Raw genomic sequence first — 19223 nt, 5'->3', positions numbered from 1 at the left:
TTTGCACCGTTTTTGCATCCAACCTATCGGATGCATTAATCTGCAGACGTTATCGCAAACCTGCAAATCCTATGCGATAACCTTAATGTACAAGATCATTTAAAGTTAAGATACAATCTATTTTACTCTCTTTAAAGGTTTTTTGCATCCATATTTCAGAAAATTGTCCCATTATTTTGGGCCTAATGACCTATCGACAAATTTAGACGTTTTTTTTCGTTTCTCACACGCTTGACTTTGCTTCTAGTAAACTGTAAAATAAATTGTTGATGAAGACTACTAATGGGTCTTTAAATTTGGGCAGTACCGGTTGTGTCACCCTCATTCTTTTTGTTGCTTTCAGGACAGCGGCTGAACTTTCCTGATCGTTCTATGCGAGGCTTGGCCCGCATCAACAAATTGGAGCGCAAACAGAGCCCTATATGAACTTTAACTAAAAAGGAGCTACTTTAAACATGGCACGTTACACTGGTCCTAAATTTAAATTGAGCCGTCGCCTCGGCATTTCCCTGAGCGGAACAGGCAAAGAATTGAAACGTCCTTTCCCTCCAGGTCAGCACGGAGCAAACCAACGGAGAAAAATCAGCAACTACGGTATGCAGTTGCAAGAAAAACAAAAATTGCGTCACATGTACGGTTTGGGCGAGAAGCAATTCCGCACTCTCTTTGCTAGAGCGCAAAAAATGCAAGGTATCGCGGGTGAAAACTTCATGTTCTTGCTTGAGAGCCGCCTTGACAACCTCGTTTACCGTCTTGGATTTGCTAACTCCCGCGCAGGTTCGCGTCAGTTGGTATCCCACGGTCACGTAACTGTAAACGGCAAAAAAGTCGACATCGCTTCTTACCAAGTAAGCACTGGCGACGTTATCAGCCTGCGTGAAAGAAGCCGCGGTCTTTCTTCCGTTAAGGAAGCTTTGGAAAACCGTTCGCATCTTCCTGCATACGTTGAATTCAACGATACAGCTCTGGAAGGTAAATTCATTCGTTTGCCTGAGCGTTCGGAATTGTCCCAAGACATCGACGAAAAACAAATCGTCGAGTTCTACAACCGTTAATCGTTGGGATTTTATTAAAGCTTTACACCAAACAGCTGTCCGAGATTTCTCGGCAGCTGTTTTTTTATGTGTTTTTTATATGCATATACATAATGAACCCCCAAGTAACGATATAGACTATACACTCCCTTTTGGAGCTGCTTGAGCTGATTCAACGTTTCATAGCGACTTTGCAGACAGGCAACTTCCACGTTTTACTGAAATTCTTCAGAGCTTCTCATGATATGTAATTTAATTTCGCATGATATATATCAATATCCAAGAAAGAATGGCAATTTTCGACCATTGCTTGTATTTCTCAGGCATGCAAACCCGCCTTTTTATGCTATAATAAGTGCTGTTAAAAGGAGGAAGACACTGAATGGTTGATGTTAATAAGAAAAAGCCTGATGAACAGCCTGCCCGCAAGCGCAGTTTTGCCCGCAGACTGGGTAGTGTCGTCAAATGGATGGTTGTCCTCGGATTCATGGGGGTGCTATTTGTAGGCGGTGCTTTGATGGGTTACGTCAGTTCCATTGTTAAAGACGAGCCCGTCCGGTCAAGGGCCCTGATTGAACAAAAAGTCAGCGAAAACTCCATCACAGGCTTTGCTTACTTTGCCGACGGCAGTCCGATCGGCCAGTTACGAACAGAAGAAGACAGGCGTCCGGTCACTTTTGACCAGATCCCGCAGAAGGTTATTGATGCTGTCATTTCGATTGAAGACAATCATTTTTACGAACATAAAGGTGTAGATACGAGCGGAACGCTCCGCGCCGTGAAACAGAAGGTGCTGAAAGAGTCTGTCCAAACAGGCGGAAGCACACTGACTCAACAATTGGCCCGGCGAGTATTTCTAAATCTGGATCGAACCGAGGACCGGAAAGTGAAAGAAATATTACTTTCGCTCCGACTCGAACGTTTCCTGACCAAGAACGAGATTATGACCGCATACTTGAACAAGGTTCCTTTTGGTAACGGCTCCAGTGGATATAATGTCTACGGAATCAAGGCAGCTGCCAAAGGTCTGTTCAACATTAATGATTTGGGCAAGTTAAACACAGCTCAGGCTGCTTATCTCGCGGGATTGCCTCAACTCCCCTCCTCTTATTCTGCCTTTAATGGAAAAGGCGACTTTGTCGAGGATAATTTTGAGCGTGCCATTAATCGTCAGCATCTGGTATTGCGCCGTATGCTGGAACTGGGCAAAATTGGTCAAACCGAGTATAACGAAGCACTGGCGTTTGACATCAAAAGTTCTCTTGCACCTAAAACAATTAAAGCTTACAACACTTATCCTTATCTTATGATGGAAACGGAACGTCAAGCTGCACAGATTCTGATGAAACAACTGAATTCGGATAAGGCTGCGGATACGGAAACTACTACTAAAGCTGATGGTGGTACGGAAGAGACGCCGCAGAAAGAAAGCAGCGCACTGCTGGAAGAAGCCCAGGCGCAATTGCGTACAGGTGGATATCGCATCTACACAACGATCAACAAGAGTGTGTACAAAACGATGCGTACCATTGCCGAAGATGACAGTAATTTCTCAGCAGATGATTCCGTCAAAGGAAAAGAACAGACTGCTGCCATGCTTATCAATCACAAAACGGGAGCTATTCTCGGTATGATCGAAGGCCGTGATTTCCAGGATGAACAGATGAACTACGCAACCCAGATGTTGCGTCAGCCAGGTTCGACCATGAAACCTATTGCGGCTTATCTGCCTGCATTGGATGAAGGTCTTGTTCAACCGGCCTCCATTATCGATGATTCACCGATCATTCTGAAAGACGGCCCGAACGGATTCCATATTCCGAAAAATGCCAACAATCGTTACCAGGGACTTGTAACAGCCCGCCGAGCACTGAACTACTCCTTGAATGTGCCTGCTCTGAAGCTGTTCAATGAAGAAGTCGGGATCGACAAATCATGGGCTTTTGCCAAGAAGCTGGGGATTACCACCATCCAGAAGAATGATTACCAGGCCCAGACCGGCGTTCTTGGAGGTCTTCAGTACGGTGTAACCGTTGAGGAGCTCACTAGTGCTTATGGCGCCATTGCCAACCATGGGGTGTACAATGATTCCTATATGATTAGCAAAATTGTAGACTCCAAAGGAAATATCGTATACAAACACGATGTGGAACCTGTTCAGGCTTTCTCGGAACAGACTGCATACCTGATGACCGATATGCTCCGCACCGTTATTACGGAAGGCACGGCTGATAAAGTCCGTGAAAATTACAAGTATTCCAAAAGTGTGCCGATCGTAGGTAAGACGGGTTCAACCCAAAACTATGCGGATGTCTGGTTTGAAGGTTACACGCCAGATGTCACACTGGGGGTATGGGTTGGATACAAACAGTCCATCAACACACTGGAAACCAAATCACAAAAGAAACGTGCTCAACAACTATGGACCCAAATCATGAATCAAGTCATTGCCACAGACAAAGAAATGTTCGTCACGGATTCGTTCAAAAAACCATCGGGGATTGAGACACGAACCGTATCAGCTTATAGTGGCAAATTGCCAACTTCGTTGACAGACCGATTTGTCACCGATATATTCAACAGCAAATTTGTACCGAAAGACAGCGATGACGGTGTCGCAAAAGCCAAATATATCACTTACAATGGTGTAAACTACATTCCACGTGATCAAACACCTGGAGACATGACGAAAGAGAAAACGGTCGTCAAACGCAAGAAACCGATCTCTGATCTCATCAAAGAATTACAAAGTGCTTTCTCACGTATGAATCGTCACGAATCACTTGCTTATTACCTGCCGGAAGATGCGGATGCAGATATGCCGACACAGATTGATCCAAGAACGGATAACGGCAAGGCACCAGACGCGCCGGGCAATGTGAGAATATCTGTTGGTAACGGAAACGCTGTGATTACATTTAACGCCACACCGGAAAGTGACGTCGTCGGATATCGTCTCTATCGCTCCGTCAACGGCGCCGGATTCCAGAATCAGGGGCAGGTTGTTCTGACAGGTGAGTCCAGGTCATTTACCGCATATGCACAAGGTGGAAACTTCGCGTTCTACGTCACAGCAGTGGATGTCGCCGGACGTGAGTCTGCCCCTAGCGCAGCAGTTAGCAGTGCAGGAATAGCAGAGCCTCCTACAGATGAAGAGGTAAAAGAACCGATTAATGTTCCGGGAACCGTAGTTACCCCGGAAGATTCACAGAATGAGAACACCGCCACTGCGGCTCCGGCTGCGCCTGGTCAAGTCAGTGTTACAGCTCTTACCCAAGGGCTGCGCATTCAGTGGGCCTCCAATCCGGAAGCAGACGGCGTCCAAAGTTATGCTGTATATTATAGTGAAACGGGCGCAGCTCCTTACACTAAAATTGGGACGACTTCTGGTACATCCATGGACTATGGTGTACCTGCATCAACCACTGGATGGTTCAAGGTATCCGCCAGCAACAGCGTAGGCGAATCAGAGCCTTCCGGAGCAGTACATTTCCAACCATAATACAGTGTTGTTATGGCTATACTCTTACACCCCATTCTCGCATCTTGAGGATGGGGTTTTGTTTTTCATTGGCACCACAAGTAAAAGCCTGATCCGCAATGAGAAACGGATCAGGCTTTATATTGGAATCATGGGACAGGCAGATGCGTTGCATCCGCTGACTGGTTCAAGCTTTAGTCCTCAATGGTCGACAGATCGCCCGTTGGCAGATCCAGCTCCCAGGCTTTCAGGACGCGGCGCATAATCTTGCCAGAGCGGGTCTTCGGCAGTTTATCCTTGAACTCAATCTCACGCGGAGCGGCGTGAGCAGACAAGCCCTCTTTTACAAATCGATAGATCTCTTCCTTCAGCTCAGGTGTCGGCTCATACCCCTCACGGAGTGCCACAAAGGCTTTGATGATCTCTCCCCGAGTTACATCCGGTTTACCGATTACGCCCGCCTCTGCTACTGCAGGATGCTCTACGAGCTTGCTCTCCACCTCGAAGGGACCAATCCGTTCACCAGAAGAGTTAATCACATCATCAATCCGGCCCTGGAACCAAAAGTAGCCATCTTCGTCCATATAAGCGGAATCTCCGGATACATACCAGCCAGAGAGTCGGAAGTATTCTTCGTATTTGGCCGGGTTATTCCAGATCTTCGCCATCATGGACGGCCAGGAAGTACGAATAGCCAGGTTCCCCATACTATATGGCGGAAGCTCCTGTCCTCGATCATCAATAATTGCCGCATCAATTCCTGGTAATGGACGTCCCATGGAGCCCGGTTTGATCGGCATGCCCGGATAGTTACAGATCAGCTGTCCACCTGTCTCCGTCATCCACCAGGTGTCATGAATACGCTGGCCATAGGCTTTCCAGCCCCAACGGACCACTTCCGGATTAAGAGGCTCACCCACGGACATGACGTGACGAAGACTGCTCAGATCATGCTGGGCAATCGTCTCTTCGCCCGCCCCCATTAACATGCGGAAAGCAGTCGGTGCACTGTACCATACGCTGACTTTATTTTTCTCAATGGTGCTGTACCAATCTTGCGGACTAAAACGTCCCCCACGTATAACATTGGTCACGCCATTCAACCAGGGTGCAAAAATTCCATAAGATGTACCTGTGACCCAACCAGGATCAGCGGTGCACCAGTATACGTCATCTTCGCGCAGATCGAGTACAACCTTGCCGGTGTAATAATGCTGAATCATTGCATTTTGCACATGATATACACCTTTCGGTTTGCCTGTAGAGCCAGACGTATAATGGATCAGCAGACCGTCTTCACGAGTCAGCCATTCCACTTCCATCTCATCCGAAGCTGCGGACATCTCTGCATCAAAGTCGATGAGTCCTGCTTCCGTTTGCGGACCTCCACCCACAACAAAAATATGCTTGAGTTCCGGCAATTCGGAACGTTTGATTCGTCCCAGCAATTGAGGAGTCGTCACCAGTGCCACAGCTCCGCTATCCTCCAAACGGTCCTTAACCGCAGTCTCCATAAAAGCTTCAAATAACGGACCTACAACAGCCCCGGCTTTCAATGTGCCCAGCAGACTGAAGTAGAGCTCAGGACTGCGAGGCATAAAAATAAACACACGATCGCCCTTGGTTACTCCATATTTGCGAAGAACGTTACCGAAGCGACTCGACTGCTCACTTAAATCAGCAAATGTATATGCCTCTTCCCGCGAAGCATCACTGTATAAAAGTGCTGTTCTTCCGCCTCTTCCTTCCAATACATGACGGTCTATCGCTTCATGCGCCATGTTGACTTTTCCGCTGGCGTGCCACGTAAAGTGCCTTTCAACCGATTCCCAATCAAACCGGCTTCGGGCCTCCGTGTAATCGCCCAGATTAGATTCAGACACAACCGTTTGCAGCATCTCACCATGTGCTTGACTCATGCTTGCCAGCCTCCTTCAACTCGACATCTCGATTCCCATTATGGGTCACTTCTCATTGCCTTTGTGTTGACTGAACTTCCAGTTAGCGCTTACATTAGTAGAGAGAACTTCTCATCATGTACTTGCCAGGCCAAACCGATGAATCCAAACTGCTGTTGATTTGTGAACATTTTTTGTCTACGCAATTATAGCAAATCTTTTCAATCATCGTCTATGGCTTTTCAAATTTTTGGTTTTTTGCTATAAATATGTGTTCAAAAAGATCGGTTTTCAGTACCAAGAAGATGGGATGAAGCTAGAAAGGGAGTAGCGGAGCGTAGGGAAAACTACGTGAGCAACGGACATTTCGGCTGAATTCCATATTCGATGCTGATGATGCCATTAGGCATCCTTCGTAATCAAAAGCGGACTTTTTGAACAACCTCTACAAGTAGGGGGAGAGAGGAGCATGAACTATGGAGCATATCAAGGAGTATCATATGCGTTCCATCTTCAAGTCCGGCCGCCGAATCATCATTGAAGGACCCGTTCAGGCCGAGACGATTAAGCAGCTTGAATTTCATGCAGATCTGGATGCCTTCAGACGCCCTTCGGAGCAGCAGGAGGCATTGGCCGAAATTGCCGCATTGCCCGAAGGTCGAATCATCATTGCACGGGAAAATGAGACCATTGTCGGCTACGTAACGTTCCATTATGCAGATGAATGCGAACGTTGGTCCGAAGGCAATATGACCGATCTGATTGAGCTGGGTGCTATTGAGGTTGCAGATGCCTACAGATCGCTGGGGATTGGACGGGAAATGCTGCTCACTGCGTTTGAAAATGGACAGATGGAGAAATATATCGTATTTACAACAGAATATTACTGGCATTGGGATTTGAAGGGCAGCGCCCTTTCGGTATGGGATTATCGCAAGATGATGGAAAAATTGATGCAATCTGTTGATATGACCTGGTACGCCACGGATGATCCCGAGATCTGTTCGCATCCGGCAAACTGCCTCATGGTACGCATTGGCAGCCAAGTGCCCCTGGAATCGGAAGAGCAGTTCGACCGAGTGCGATTCCGCCATCGTTTTATGTACTGATTACAAACCGACATGGATAATTTCCGAAAATGTATACATAAAAAACCGCCTTTTCATGAACAGATTCATCACGGATGAACGGTTATGATTAAGCGGTTTTTGTTGCCTTTTTAACTTTATCATGCACAACATATGCATTCTTTAGAGGGTTACATATGTTCCAGCATATGTTCCACGATCCGGTGAGAACGCTGGGAAGACTCCACCGTAAACTCGGCAAAATTCACATGTGCTGAACCATCCGCTTTGTCAGACATGGCACGAAGTACAACGAATGGGACACGGTTCATGAAGCTCACTTGCGCTACGGCAGCTCCCTCCATCTCCGCACATGCCCCATCCATTTGGGTATACAGCATGTTCACCGTATCCTTGTCCGCAATGAATTGATCTCCTGATAGCACTTTGCCGATCAGATAGTTCGCTCCCTGCGCTTTGCAGGCTTCTTCAGCCAGCGCGATCAATGATGATTCCGCCGGGAAGGCAGACGTCTCTTGATAAGGGATAACGCCGCGCTCAAACCCAAGTGGTGTCACATCCATATCATGCTGTACACACACCGACGAGATGACCATATCCCCAATGTTCAGCTCCGGATGAACTGCACCCGCCACACCTGTGAAGATAATACGGTTAACCTGGAAACGGTCAATCAAAATCTGTGTCGTCACAGCTGCATTCACTTTACCAACACCGGATTTGCAAACCACAATTTGCTTGCCCAGCCATTCGCCAGCGACATAGGTAATACCGGTTTGTTTCACAGTCTCCAGCTGCTTCATCCCAGCCAAGAGAAGTTCTACTTCCTCATCCATTGCACCCATAATGCCAATCGTTTCACGCATGGTCTGACCTCCTATATATCATTCTGAATTCTGCATTTCAGCACAAAAGCTCCGTTTCCGGAGCTTTCGTCATTCCACTATGTAGAGAGAATGCCTTCTCCCTTTCTTATGCCAACGCCTGAAATTAAACGACGTCCGCGTGACTTACAGACAAACGAAGGATCGTTTCATGCGGCAAAATAACCCGTGGGTTCTCCACATTTTCTTTCTTCATCAGCTTGGTCAGCAAACGCATCGCTACAGCACCCAGGTCATACATCGGTTGAGCCACAGTTGTCAACTGAGGACGGACCATGGAGGCCATGCGAATGTTATCCACACTAATGATGGAGAAGTCATCCGGTACTTTCAGACCTTCATCCTGAATACTGTGAATAGCTCCAATCGCCATTTCATCTGTCGCAGCGAAAATTGCTGATGGTTTTTTCTTCAATCCGAGGAAATACTTCATCGCTTCCACACCGGACTCATAACGATAGTTACCGATGCGCACGAGATCTTCCTGATATTCCATACCTGCTGCTTCAAGCGCTTTCTTGTATCCTTGGAAACGAGCATAACCGTTGGCAGGGTCTTGCAGTGTACCACTGATCATCGCGATTTCCTTGTGTCCATGACGGATCAAGGTATTCACAGCGTCAAATGCCGCAGCTTCATGATCGATATCAACAGAAGGGTACGTGCCCTTCTCGTCACTTGTTGCACAGAGTACAATCGGCACTGCCGCTGACTGGAAGGCTTGAATATGCTCATCCGTCACGGTTCCGCCCATGAAGAGCAGTCCATCGACCTGTTTTTCCAGCAGGGTGTTAATTACACGAATTTCTTTTTCTTTCTTCTTATCCGCGTTACACAAAATAATGTTGTAGTGATACATATTTGCAATATCTTCAATTCCGCGGGCAATCTCTGCAAAGGTTGAGTTCGAAATGTCCGGAATGACGACCCCGACCGTGGTTGTCTTCTTGCTCGCCAGACCTCTGGCTACCGCATTCGGACGATATCCAAGCCGATCGATGGCTTCATATACTTTTTTGCGTGTCTGTGGCTTCACATTAGGGTTATTATTAACAACCCGTGATACCGTTGCCATAGAGACACCGGCTTCACGTGCCACATCATAAATGGTTACCGTCACAGTACTTCTCTCCATTACCAGTAAATTTTCATACCATTTTCATTAAGATTTATATTACGACAAATTTATGCATTAATCAATTAAAATAGGCTTTAGGACTCACGCAGCGCTTTCATGATTGTGGTTGAAGTAATATTCGAGTGGGAAGTATGCCATACAGGAATTCCCTTTTTGACTAGAATCGCCTGCGGAGATTCGTGCTTAACACCCAACTTGTCCGCTGCTTCGTTGGAAACTGGGCGGTCTTCCACCACATAAATGATACCGTATTTCACTTGTTCATCTGGACTATTTTGCAAATAATCGTTCATCTCCTGATAAGCGTTCGCGCTAATTGGGCAGCGTGTACTATGCTTAAACAGAAGCAAGGGTTGATCCTCGGTAGCCTCCACTGCGGAGTTTAGCTGCTCAATACTTGTCATTTTAGTCATGTCAGCCATTTGATATACATCCCCCTTTATCAGGAATACCGCTATGTTGAGCGTTTTCACTCTACGATATCTTAACAAAAAGCGGGCGAAAAAGCCAATTTTCATGAAAACAAGCATTTCACACGTCAAAATTAGACAGCGTTTGAGAAATGCGCCTGCCATACAAAGCCGGCTAATTGCCCCAATCTGCGCTGCGTTGTCTCAATCCACTCTTCATCACCGGATTTCTGGGCGTATCCCATAATATCCAGCAGCAGGTTAATACGTTGTTCTACAGCGGACTGCATCCGCTGCTCCATCTCACGATCCGTAGCATCAGGCCAGGCCAGCAACTGTTCATGAAAGAGATCCGCAAGTTCATTTCTCTCCCCAAACGATACATCCTGTTTCGCAGGCTGTTCACCCAGCGTACTGATGCACGCTTTCAAATCCGGCTTGACCGGCTGAAGTACTTCGTAGGAAACACAATCTGTACACGCAAATACAGGTACGTTACGAATCTCCACTTTTTTGGCGTATACCACCGTTCTTAATTCCAATTCCATTACATGTCCGCATCTGCACGTCTTACGCACAGTCATCACCTCATTCGTTCTTTGCTCTTATATAGATACCATTCGACCTATTTCCGCTCAAATCCTGCTATAAACCATAGGTTGCACAAATTACCACTGCCCCCAGATGAAGGTTGTCAAATGTAGGCATTCATGGAGTTGTAATCGCTTGCGTGGATGGGGAATATGCATCACCATGAAGTTGCCATGAGAATCTGTTACAATAAAGACGCTATGTGCTAATTACCGCAAAAGGAGAGATGATGATGAGATTAACAGGCAAAAAAGTCATCGCCCTGGTCGATGAAGAATTCGAAGATCTGGAACTGTGGTATCCGGTGCATCGTGTTCGGGAGGAAGGTGCCGAAGTGCATCTCGCCGGAGAGAAAAAAGGCAAAACCTACATCGGAAAATATGGTGTTCCCGCCGAGGCGGAATACAGTTTTGAAGAACTCGACAGCGCACAATATGATGGGATTCTTGTACCCGGAGGTTGGGCACCGGACAAGCTGAGACGCTATCCCAAAGTACTTGAGCTCGTCAAGGAAATGCATGCGGATCAGAAACCCATTGGACAAATCTGTCATGCAGGGTGGGTACTGATCTCCGCCAAAATACTCGACGGGGTTACGGTCACATCTACACCGGGTATCCGGGATGACATGGAAAATGCCGGAGCCATCTGGAAAGATGAAGCCGTTGTTGTGGATGGACACATCATTTCAGCTCGCCGTCCACCTGACCTTCCTCCGTATGGCAAAGCATTCTGCGATGCCCTTGCTGGAAAATAAAACAAAACCCCATGCCATATTGATATGGCGTGGGGTTTTGCTATTAATGCTTCTTTTTACCAAAATTGTACAAAAGTAATTATTTTCATTTAAAGGTATTTAATTGAAATTAACCAATCTACGATGCATTGGATCCGCTTTGTTCATCCGGGCTGCCCATCGAATCATTGAAGACCTGCAGTCGCTGTTCGATGTCTGCACTTGTCCGCAGGGTGAAGCAATCCTGTGCTGCCTCTTTGGCAGCCGCAGTTGTCGTATTCAATACCCTGTGCTTCACACGCAGCAAGGATTGTGGGGACATGCTCAAATTGCTTATACCTAGCTCCAGCCATATAGGAATGGAACGCTCGTCTCCGGCCATCTCTCCACACACACTGACATCAATCCCTGCAGCATGGGCCGCTTCCACTGTCGCGCGCAGCATTCGCAGTACGGCAGGATGATACGGGTGATACATGTGAGCAATCTGCTCGTTCATTCGGTCTACAGCCAGTACATATTGCACTAAATCATTTGTACCGATACTGAAGAAATCAGCTTCCTCCGCAAGCAGATCGGCGATCATCACCGCTGCCGGCACCTCGATCATGATCCCCACCTGAATATGCGGATCGTACGGCAGCTCTCGCTCGTCCAGGTCAGACATCGCTTCACGCAGGATTTCATTGGCCTCCTGAAGTTCTTCTACCGAAGAGATCATCGGGTACATAATCTTAACATTACCGGCAGCACTGGCCCGCAAAATGGCTGTAAGCTGTGTTTTGAACAGATCTTTGCGGTCCAGACTGATTCGAATTGCACGATATCCCAGAAACGGGTTATCTTCTTCCGGGAGTTCGAAATAATCGAGCTGCTTGTCACCGCCAATATCGAGCGTCCGAATAACTACAGACTGACCTGCCGTTTTCTCAGCAACAAGACGATAGACCTCATATTGCTCCTGCTCACCCGGGAATGTGGCCCGGTCCATGTAGAGGAACTCTGTCCGGAACAATCCTACGCCCTTCGCCCCATGTTTCAGTGCCATATCCAGTTCCTTGACGGAACTGATGTTAGAAGCCAGATGCAGAACGGAGCCGTCTTTGGTCACCGCATCCACTGTAGCAAGTACCTGCAGCTGTTCTTTTTTCTTCAATTGTTTGCTGCGAATCATCGTGTAACGTTCAATCGTCTTGCGATCCGGTTCTGTAAATACCAGGCCGTTATCTCCATCGACAACCAGCATATCCCCGGTCTCTACCGGCATGCCAAGACTCGCTTCCAGACCGGAAACGAGTGGAATGCCAAGAGCCCGGGCCATAATAGCGGAGTGTGACGTTTTACCTCCGATGAGGGTCACAATGCCCAGCACATGACTTGGATTCAAATGCGCCAGTTGGGAGGGAGACAGCTCTTTAGCCACGAGGATATAAGGTTGTGTATCCGATGGAAGCGTAATTTCCGGTGCACCCAGCAAATGCTTTAACAATCGGTTTCCAACGTCCTTGATGTCTATGGCGCGTTCCTTCATATATTCATCGTCAAGCAGATCAAACATGGTGACAAAATGATCGATCGCTTCTTTGACGGCCACTTCTGCCGCCTTGTATTGACGTTCAATTATGCCACGAATCTCGTTCATGAATACGGGATCTTCCAGAATCGCCAGATGGGCATCAAAGATGCTGGACTCTTCCGGCCCAACGACTTCCTTGAACTCATTCTTGATATATTCGATCTCATCCTTCGATGTCCGTATGCCCTCGTACAGCCGTTCGAACTCTTGGGCGAGATCCACCGAATCCATCTTCTGATCCGGCAGATCCCATTCCCAACTGGGCAGGACAAATGCTTTGCCGATGGCTATGCCTGCAGCGCCGTTGATGCCTTGTATCTTCATTCTACCCCTCCAACGTTCCTGTCATAGAGCACCACGGACATAACGGATGCCTGACCTTTCTTAACTTGCTTAAATGGAGCAAAGCTCCATGATTTGACACGATCCGGATTCGTGATCACCATCGGTGTCGTCAGTGATGCGGCCTCGGCTCTCAATACAGCCAGGTCAAACTTGATCAGCAACTGCCCCGGCTCAACCGTATCCCCTTCTTGAACAAAGGCCTCAAAGTGGCCTTTCAACTGGGATGTGTCGATTCCGATATGCAACAGGACCTCAAGTCCTTCCCGGGTTGAAATCCCCAGAGCATGCATCGTCGGATACATGTGCATAATCGTTCCGTACACAGGTGAGACCAGCTCTCCCTTTTCCGGGACAAAGGCGACTCCATCACCCACAAGCTTGGCTGCGAAAATCTGGTCAGGTACCTCTTCAATCGGTAACATTTTACCCTGCACCGGAGCGCAGAACAGAACCTGCTGCAGATCCCGTTCGAGCAGCTTCGCAATCTCTTCCCGGATTAGCTCCGAATAGGTGCCAAATACGACTTGTACGTTACCGCCACCCAGCTTGATGAGACCTGCCGACCCCATACTCTTCATTGCACCAGTATCGATTAAACGATCATTATGCACGGTGAGCCGAAGCCGTGTAATACAGGCCTCTACCTGCACAATGTTTTCTTTCCCACCCAGTGCTTCCAAAATAAGAGGAGCCTGATAAGGTATGTTACCTACCCAATCCTCCAGCATGGACCCCTCTTCGCGTCCTGGAGTTGGAATCTTGAACGTTCGAATCGCCCACCTGAACAGGAAATAATAGACCAACCCATATAGTATGCCAATCGGTATGAGCTTCCACGCATTCTCCGATAGATGAAAATTGAGTATGTAGTCAATAATTCCAGCCGAATAGGAGAAACCATGGCGTATATCCAGCCAATAGCTGATCCACATCGCAAGACCCGACATGACGGCATGTACGATAAACAGATAAGGTGCCGCAAATAAAAAGGCAAACTCAATCTGCTCCGATACCCCTGTCAGAAAACAAACAAGTGCGGAAGTTAGAAATGTTTTTTTGATTTTCGGCTTCAGATCTTCCCTTGCCTCCTGGATAATCGCAAAGGCAATCGCTGGAATGGCAAACATCATGATCGGGAACAACCCGGCCATAAAATACCCTGCTGTCGGATCGCCTGCAAAAAATCGCGGCAAATCCCCTTGCACAATATTTCCGTCTGCTGTTTCATACGTTCCCAGTTGGAACCAGAACACATTGTTAAGCAGATGATGCAGTCCAAAGGCCACCAGCACCCTGTACAGGACCCCATATATAAACAGCCCAAAACCGCCGAGACTGTACTCCCAGGTGGCGATGGCGTTCAATGCATGCTGCAGAATGGGTGCGATCCATAACATAAAAAAGGAGAACAGTGCAGAGCACAGTCCAACAATGAGCAAAACAAATCTTGAGCCGCCAAAAAACTGTAAGATTTCGGGCAGTTTAATGCTTTTGAACCGATTATGCGTCACCCCGGCGAGTGCGCCGAGAATAATTCCGATTAAGGAAGCAGGTTGAATGGTGCCATCCCCGAAATTGCGAGTCACCTGATCATATATCACAATACCAGCCAGAGCAGCGAGTCCCGCTTGTCCGGCCTGGTTGGAGAGTCCCAGTGCTACACCGACAGCGAACAAATACGGCAAAAAATAAAAAATACCGTGTCCGGCCACGGTAGACACTTCACCAACAACTTTCAATCCCCAGGCGTCCCAGGGCAAACTGCCAACACTCAGCAAAATTGCGGCGGCGGGCAGGACCATTGTAGGCAGCATTACCGCTCGTCCGAGCTGCTGCAAGGATCCGAGCCAATTCATGGCGACCTCTCCTTTCTATCCTAGATGGTAAGCTTTACGCAACGTTTTGTCAAAGCAAAACAGTAAACTGTTGGCAATTTGTATCCCTCTGCCTTCAGACATGACAAAAAGGAGTGCATATCTGTGGTCGCCCATTAGTACATGGAGCGGAACAGCGCTTTGATTTCAACTTCATTCCTCTAATCTGCAGGTGAGTTCCTATGTTTTTCATAAAACAGAAAAAATCCCGTCAACTCGAGGTTAACGGGATTTTCAAGAATCGAGATTTAACCGCGTCCAGCACCGCGCAGAACGATGGAATCCTCTACCTTGATACAACGATTCGTCACGGCTGTCATTCCGTTCTCAGCAGCAATCTGTACGGCTTCATCACTGTGAATACCAAGCTGGAGCCATAATACATTCGCCTTGATCGCGGCAGCTTCACGAGCGACATCCGCACAATATTCATCACGGCGGAATACGTTCACAATGTCAACCGGCTCAGGAATGTCAGCCAATGTAGCATATACCGTCTCACCGAGAATCTCGCCTTGCACTTGTGGATTTACCGGTATGATACGATAACCTCTGCTTTGCATGGCCTCTGCAACCATATAGGAGGTACGATCCGATTTGTCCGATAAGCCGACCACTGCGATGTTGCCTGCCTTGCGCAAAAGTTGTCCAATTTCTTCACGAGTAGGATTGTTAAATTCCATGTTCAAGCACCATCCTTTTCTGCTTATCGTGTTCTTTTATTCTTTTACTCTTTTACCCATTGAACCGAGGCGCCAAGCGCCTGCAAATGATCGAAATATTGTGGATAAGACTTGGCTACATGGTGTGCATCCCGAATACGGAGCGGCTCCTTGGAACGCAGACCAACAACAGTGAGCGCCATAATTACACGATGATCGTAGTGAGCGTTGATCTCAACGCCGCCTTCGACACCTTCCGGACGACCGTGTACGATAATCTCGGCTTGACGTTCCTCTACGTTGGCACCTGCCTTCCGCAGCTCGTTCAAATAATCTGTAATTCGGTCACATTCCTTATAACGTAAGTTCTCTACATTATAGAACCGTGAGGTCCCTTCCGCAAATACAGCCGCAGCTACCATCGCGAGCACCGCATCCGTCGCGGCATCTCCGTCAAATTCGATCGCTTTCAATATACCGTTACCTTGAACATGTACCACATCGTTCTCATGCGTCAACGGCACTTCCATCATGCGCAGAACGTCAACAATAGCACGCTCCCCCTGTTTGCTCTGTTCCATCAATCGCAAAATTTTAACATCCGATTGAGTGACAGCCGCGGCCGCGAGGACAGCTGCTGAACCCGGATAGTCTCCCTGAACGGTATACGTCTGCGGTTGATAAGCCTGCCCCCCAGGTACGCGGAAGGACATATAATCATCACTTGCATGAATGACGATGCCTGCCTGCTCCAGTACTTCCAGCGTCTGCCCAATAACAACCTTCGATTTCAGATCATTCAGCACTTCAATGGTGCTGTCTTCTGCAAGCAGAGGTGTCACAAACAGTAATGCACTCAAGTATTGGGAGCTGACCGAACCGGACACACGAATATGTCCGCCCTTGGCATGACCGCCTTTGATCGTAATCGGCAGACGCCCTTGCTCGTGCTCAACATCAACACCAAGCTGACCAAGTGCATCAATCAGATCATCATGTGGACGTTTGCCGAGAGAATCCGGGTACGTATTCACAAACGTTACTTCAGGGCAAAGTGCGGTGACCCCCATCAGGAAGCGCAGTACAGCACCCGCATTGCCAACATTTAATTCACGCACATCACGGGGATGGCTGCCAAAGCCCTTGATTACGATTTTGCTGTCATCTTCTTCAAGCACGGCTCCAAGATCCCGAATACATCTGCGCATAGCATCACTATCTTCACTATGTGCTGGATAATGAATTATACTGGTGCCTTCTGCCAGCGCAGCAGCAAGCAAGTAGCGTGTGGTGTAGTTTTTGGAAGACAGGGCTCCAATTTCCCCGTTTAGGGTTGGGGTCGGATTAACGATAACGTCCATGGATGAAATTCTCCTTCATTGAGTATAATGTGCTTCTTGAGTTCATAAGGTAATTACTTGAGTTCTGCTATTCTGCCAAATTGACATTCCATGCATCGCTTGGGTATCATTATAGGCGTTAAGTCCATACAGAAAAGAGGACCTGAATATGACACAAATTGCTGAAATTGACACTTCTGAGCTTCGCCGCCGTTTAGAGGCGGGTGAAAAGCTGCAGATGATAGACGTCCGGGAGGACGATGAAGTCGCGCAAGGCATGATTGAGGGAGCCAAGCACATCCCCCTTGGGCAAATTCCGGACAGACTGTCCGAAATCGAGAAATCAGGTGAAATTATCCTGATCTGTCGGAGCGGTTACCGCAGTGAGCGTGCCTGTGAATATTTACAGCAGCTAGGATATGATGGCTGCACGAACATGGTCGGCGGTATGCTTCAATGGCAACAGGAGAACTAAAATAGTATCAGGGGCGTGACTCATGCATGAGATATATAGCAGCTGCATCAGCAGTCTTACATCGCTTGGCTGAGCCCATGCCTCTGTATGTCAAACGGGCCCCTCGGCCCGTTTTTTAGATCTACCTACTCCGATGTATCGGCTCCACGAACCATTAATTCCTTCGGCACAAACTTCTCCCATATGCGAAAGTTATCCTTCTCCGTGCATCGGCAATGTACTCCTGTGTACAATCAATTCCTACATTTACTGACGAAAATATGAAATAATCACAAGCTTAGACGCGGTAATGCGCTAAAATTAAACGAGTCACTTCAGCCGCGGATAACTCTGTTGTATCCACTGTGTAATGTGCGAACCGGTACGCGTCCTTCCGTTCCTGCATAATCGTCTGTATACGTTCCTCCGCATTACCTGCCAAGAGTGGACGATGATCACAACCGCTAACGCGCTGTACTATAACGGCAGGATCCGCAGTCAGGGCAACCACCCATCCGTTCCTGGACATGACATCACAATTGTCCGAACGCAGAACCACACCGCCTCCGGTTGCGATGACCTGCGACTTATTCTCCAGCACCGAGCATAACATGCGGCTCTCGGCATCGCGGAAATACGTCTCTCCCTTTCCTGTGAACAATTCAGGAATCGTACAGCCTTCCTCTTTCTCCACCGCGGCGTCTACATCAATCAGTCGGTAACCAAGCTCGCGTGAGAGCATGTCAGCGACGGTTGATTTGCCGGTTCCCATCATGCCGATGAGAATAATATTGTTAGACTTGCTCAAGGTGTACACTCCTTTATTTTCAAGCAATTCGTGAGCACTTTTGTCCTATCATAACACAGCCCTGCGGACGGGGGAAGGCTATCCTATTCCCGACATCCTCCCAGCAGCCGCAAGCACTTTTGAGCCCCCACAAGTCTCAATCATAACCAATCGGTAACCTAACGAACTCCAATGAGCTTATTCACGGGAAATAAGTACGATTAAAATCCTAAGAAATCTCATTAAACTTATTTCACTAAATCACCGTCAAAACAGCCTAGTTCCGCTGCAAATCATCAAAATAAGAACTCCTCAATTCGATAAAAAATTGAAATTTCTCATTTCCTGGAAATAGAGTGTCCTATTCGTTAGACGCAGGACAGGCCCCGTCTGCTCCCCATACATACACAACGGTAAAAAAAGAGACCTGGAGCTCCTCGGCAATAACCGAATCTCCAAGCCTCTCTTAAGCCTCTCGGCAGGCCAAGGCTCCTGATTCAGGGCGCATTAGCCAAATCTCACGGACTCGTATATATGATACTATTCCATCCAGTTGTGGTGGAAGCTTCCTTCTTTGTCCAGACGTTTGAACGTGTGAGCACCGAAGTAGTCACGTTGTGCTTGCAGCAGGTTTGCAGGCAAACGCTCTGTGCGGTAGCTGTCATAATAGGACAACGCACTGGAGAATCCAGGAACCGGGATGCCTTGGGTTACGGCAGCTGCAACTACTTCACGCCATGCGCCTTGGTAAGATTCAACGATATTTTGGAAATACGGGTCCAGAAGCAGGTTTTTCAGTGCTGCATCTTTGTCGTACGCTTCTTTAATGTTTTGCAAGAACTGTGAACGGATGATGCAACCGCCACGGAAGATCATGGCGATATTGCCGTATTTCAGATCCCAGCCATACTCATCGGAAGCTGCA

Annotated in this window: 15 protein-coding genes and 1 pseudogene; 5 read left to right on the top strand and 11 right to left on the bottom strand. The window is 47.8% G+C overall.

The genetic code is table 11. The features are described 5' to 3' along the window. Window positions 1-455: 455 nt before the first annotated feature. Window positions 456-1055 carry a 30S ribosomal protein S4 gene (rpsD, locus tag PPA03S_RS15590; RefSeq protein ID WP_062324239.1) on the top strand — a complete coding sequence of 200 codons (600 nt, stop codon included), beginning with the start codon at window positions 456-458 and terminating at the stop codon, window positions 1053-1055. Between the two features lie 361 nt (window positions 1056-1416). Continuing rightward, a complete protein-coding gene (locus PPA03S_RS15585; protein WP_062324238.1) occupies window positions 1417-4536 on the top strand; it encodes a transglycosylase domain-containing protein in 3120 nt (1039 codons plus the stop codon). Between the two features lie 173 nt (window positions 4537-4709). On the opposite strand, the gene acsA is transcribed toward PPA03S_RS15585, so the two are convergent. Continuing rightward, entirely contained in the window at window positions 4710-6434 is a 1725-nt protein-coding gene (gene acsA / locus PPA03S_RS15580) for an acetate--CoA ligase (RefSeq protein ID WP_062324237.1), read from the bottom strand. A 455-nt stretch (window positions 6435-6889) separates the two neighbouring features. On the opposite strand from acsA, the gene PPA03S_RS15575 reads away from it, so the two are divergent. Beyond that, the gene (locus PPA03S_RS15575; RefSeq protein WP_062324236.1) at window positions 6890-7522 is read left to right on the top strand and encodes a GNAT family N-acetyltransferase; all 633 of its coding nucleotides are present in this window, start codon (window positions 6890-6892) and stop codon (window positions 7520-7522) included. 149 nt (window positions 7523-7671) lie between these two features. Here PPA03S_RS15575 and PPA03S_RS15570 read toward each other — a convergent pair whose 3' ends face one another. The 4 genes from PPA03S_RS15570 to PPA03S_RS15555 all read right to left on the bottom strand — a co-directional run bounded on the left by PPA03S_RS15570 (window position 7672) and on the right by PPA03S_RS15555 (window position 10481). Beyond that, a complete protein-coding gene (locus PPA03S_RS15570) occupies window positions 7672-8367 on the bottom strand; it encodes a 5'-methylthioadenosine/adenosylhomocysteine nucleosidase (RefSeq protein WP_062324235.1) in 696 nt (231 codons plus the stop codon). A 124-nt stretch (window positions 8368-8491) separates the two neighbouring features. Next, on the bottom strand, window positions 8492-9505 hold the full coding sequence (gene ccpA, locus PPA03S_RS15565; RefSeq protein WP_024631149.1) for a catabolite control protein A: 1014 nt from the start codon (window positions 9503-9505) through the stop codon (window positions 8492-8494). A gap of 92 nt (window positions 9506-9597) precedes the next feature. Next, on the bottom strand, window positions 9598-9945 hold the full coding sequence (gene ytxJ, locus PPA03S_RS15560; protein WP_062324234.1) for a bacillithiol system redox-active protein YtxJ: 348 nt from the start codon (window positions 9943-9945) through the stop codon (window positions 9598-9600). A gap of 122 nt (window positions 9946-10067) precedes the next feature. Continuing rightward, a complete protein-coding gene (locus tag PPA03S_RS15555; protein WP_062324233.1) occupies window positions 10068-10481 on the bottom strand; it encodes a hypothetical protein in 414 nt (137 codons plus the stop codon). Between the two features lie 272 nt (window positions 10482-10753). Between PPA03S_RS15555 and PPA03S_RS15550 the strand changes: the two genes are divergently transcribed. Then, entirely contained in the window at window positions 10754-11281 is a 528-nt protein-coding gene (locus PPA03S_RS15550; RefSeq protein ID WP_062324232.1) for a type 1 glutamine amidotransferase domain-containing protein, read from the top strand. Window positions 11282-11399: 118 nt separating this feature from the next. On the opposite strand, the gene ptsP is transcribed toward PPA03S_RS15550, so the two are convergent. The 4 genes from ptsP to aroA all read right to left on the bottom strand — a co-directional run bounded on the left by ptsP (window position 11400) and on the right by aroA (window position 17078). Continuing rightward, on the bottom strand, window positions 11400-13160 hold the full coding sequence (gene ptsP, locus PPA03S_RS15545; protein WP_062324231.1) for a phosphoenolpyruvate--protein phosphotransferase: 1761 nt from the start codon (window positions 13158-13160) through the stop codon (window positions 11400-11402). Further along, window positions 13157-15037, bottom strand: a complete 1881-nt coding sequence (locus PPA03S_RS15540) for a glucose PTS transporter subunit IIA (protein ID WP_062324230.1) — start codon at window positions 15035-15037, stop codon at window positions 13157-13159. The genes ptsP and PPA03S_RS15540 overlap by 4 nt, the downstream gene beginning before the upstream one ends. 266 nt (window positions 15038-15303) lie before the next feature. Beyond that, the gene (locus tag PPA03S_RS15535; RefSeq protein ID WP_053784277.1) at window positions 15304-15738 is read right to left on the bottom strand and encodes a CoA-binding protein; all 435 of its coding nucleotides are present in this window, start codon (window positions 15736-15738) and stop codon (window positions 15304-15306) included. 44 nt (window positions 15739-15782) lie between these two features. After that, on the bottom strand, window positions 15783-17078 hold the full coding sequence (gene aroA / locus PPA03S_RS15530; RefSeq protein WP_062324229.1) for a 3-phosphoshikimate 1-carboxyvinyltransferase: 1296 nt from the start codon (window positions 17076-17078) through the stop codon (window positions 15783-15785). 148 nt (window positions 17079-17226) lie between these two features. Here aroA and PPA03S_RS15525 point away from each other — a divergent pair, with 148 nt between their 5' ends. Further along, window positions 17227-17532 (top strand): rhodanese-like domain-containing protein, encoded by a 306-nt coding sequence (locus PPA03S_RS15525; protein ID WP_062324228.1) that lies wholly within the window; start codon window positions 17227-17229, stop codon window positions 17530-17532. 277 nt (window positions 17533-17809) lie between these two features. On the opposite strand, the gene PPA03S_RS15520 is transcribed toward PPA03S_RS15525, so the two are convergent. Beyond that, on the bottom strand, window positions 17810-18319 hold the full coding sequence (locus PPA03S_RS15520; RefSeq protein WP_245683634.1) for a shikimate kinase: 510 nt from the start codon (window positions 18317-18319) through the stop codon (window positions 17810-17812). A 519-nt stretch (window positions 18320-18838) separates the two neighbouring features. Then, window positions 18839-19223: pseudogene (locus PPA03S_RS15515) on the bottom strand (NADP-dependent phosphogluconate dehydrogenase); the annotation flags it as partial.

Source organism: Paenibacillus pabuli NBRC 13638 (genome assembly GCF_001514495.1).
GTDB classification, from domain to species: domain Bacteria; phylum Bacillota; class Bacilli; order Paenibacillales; family Paenibacillaceae; genus Paenibacillus; species Paenibacillus pabuli.
The sequence above is the reverse complement of the archived record's forward strand: the minus strand, read 5'-3'. Positions and strand labels throughout refer to the sequence as shown.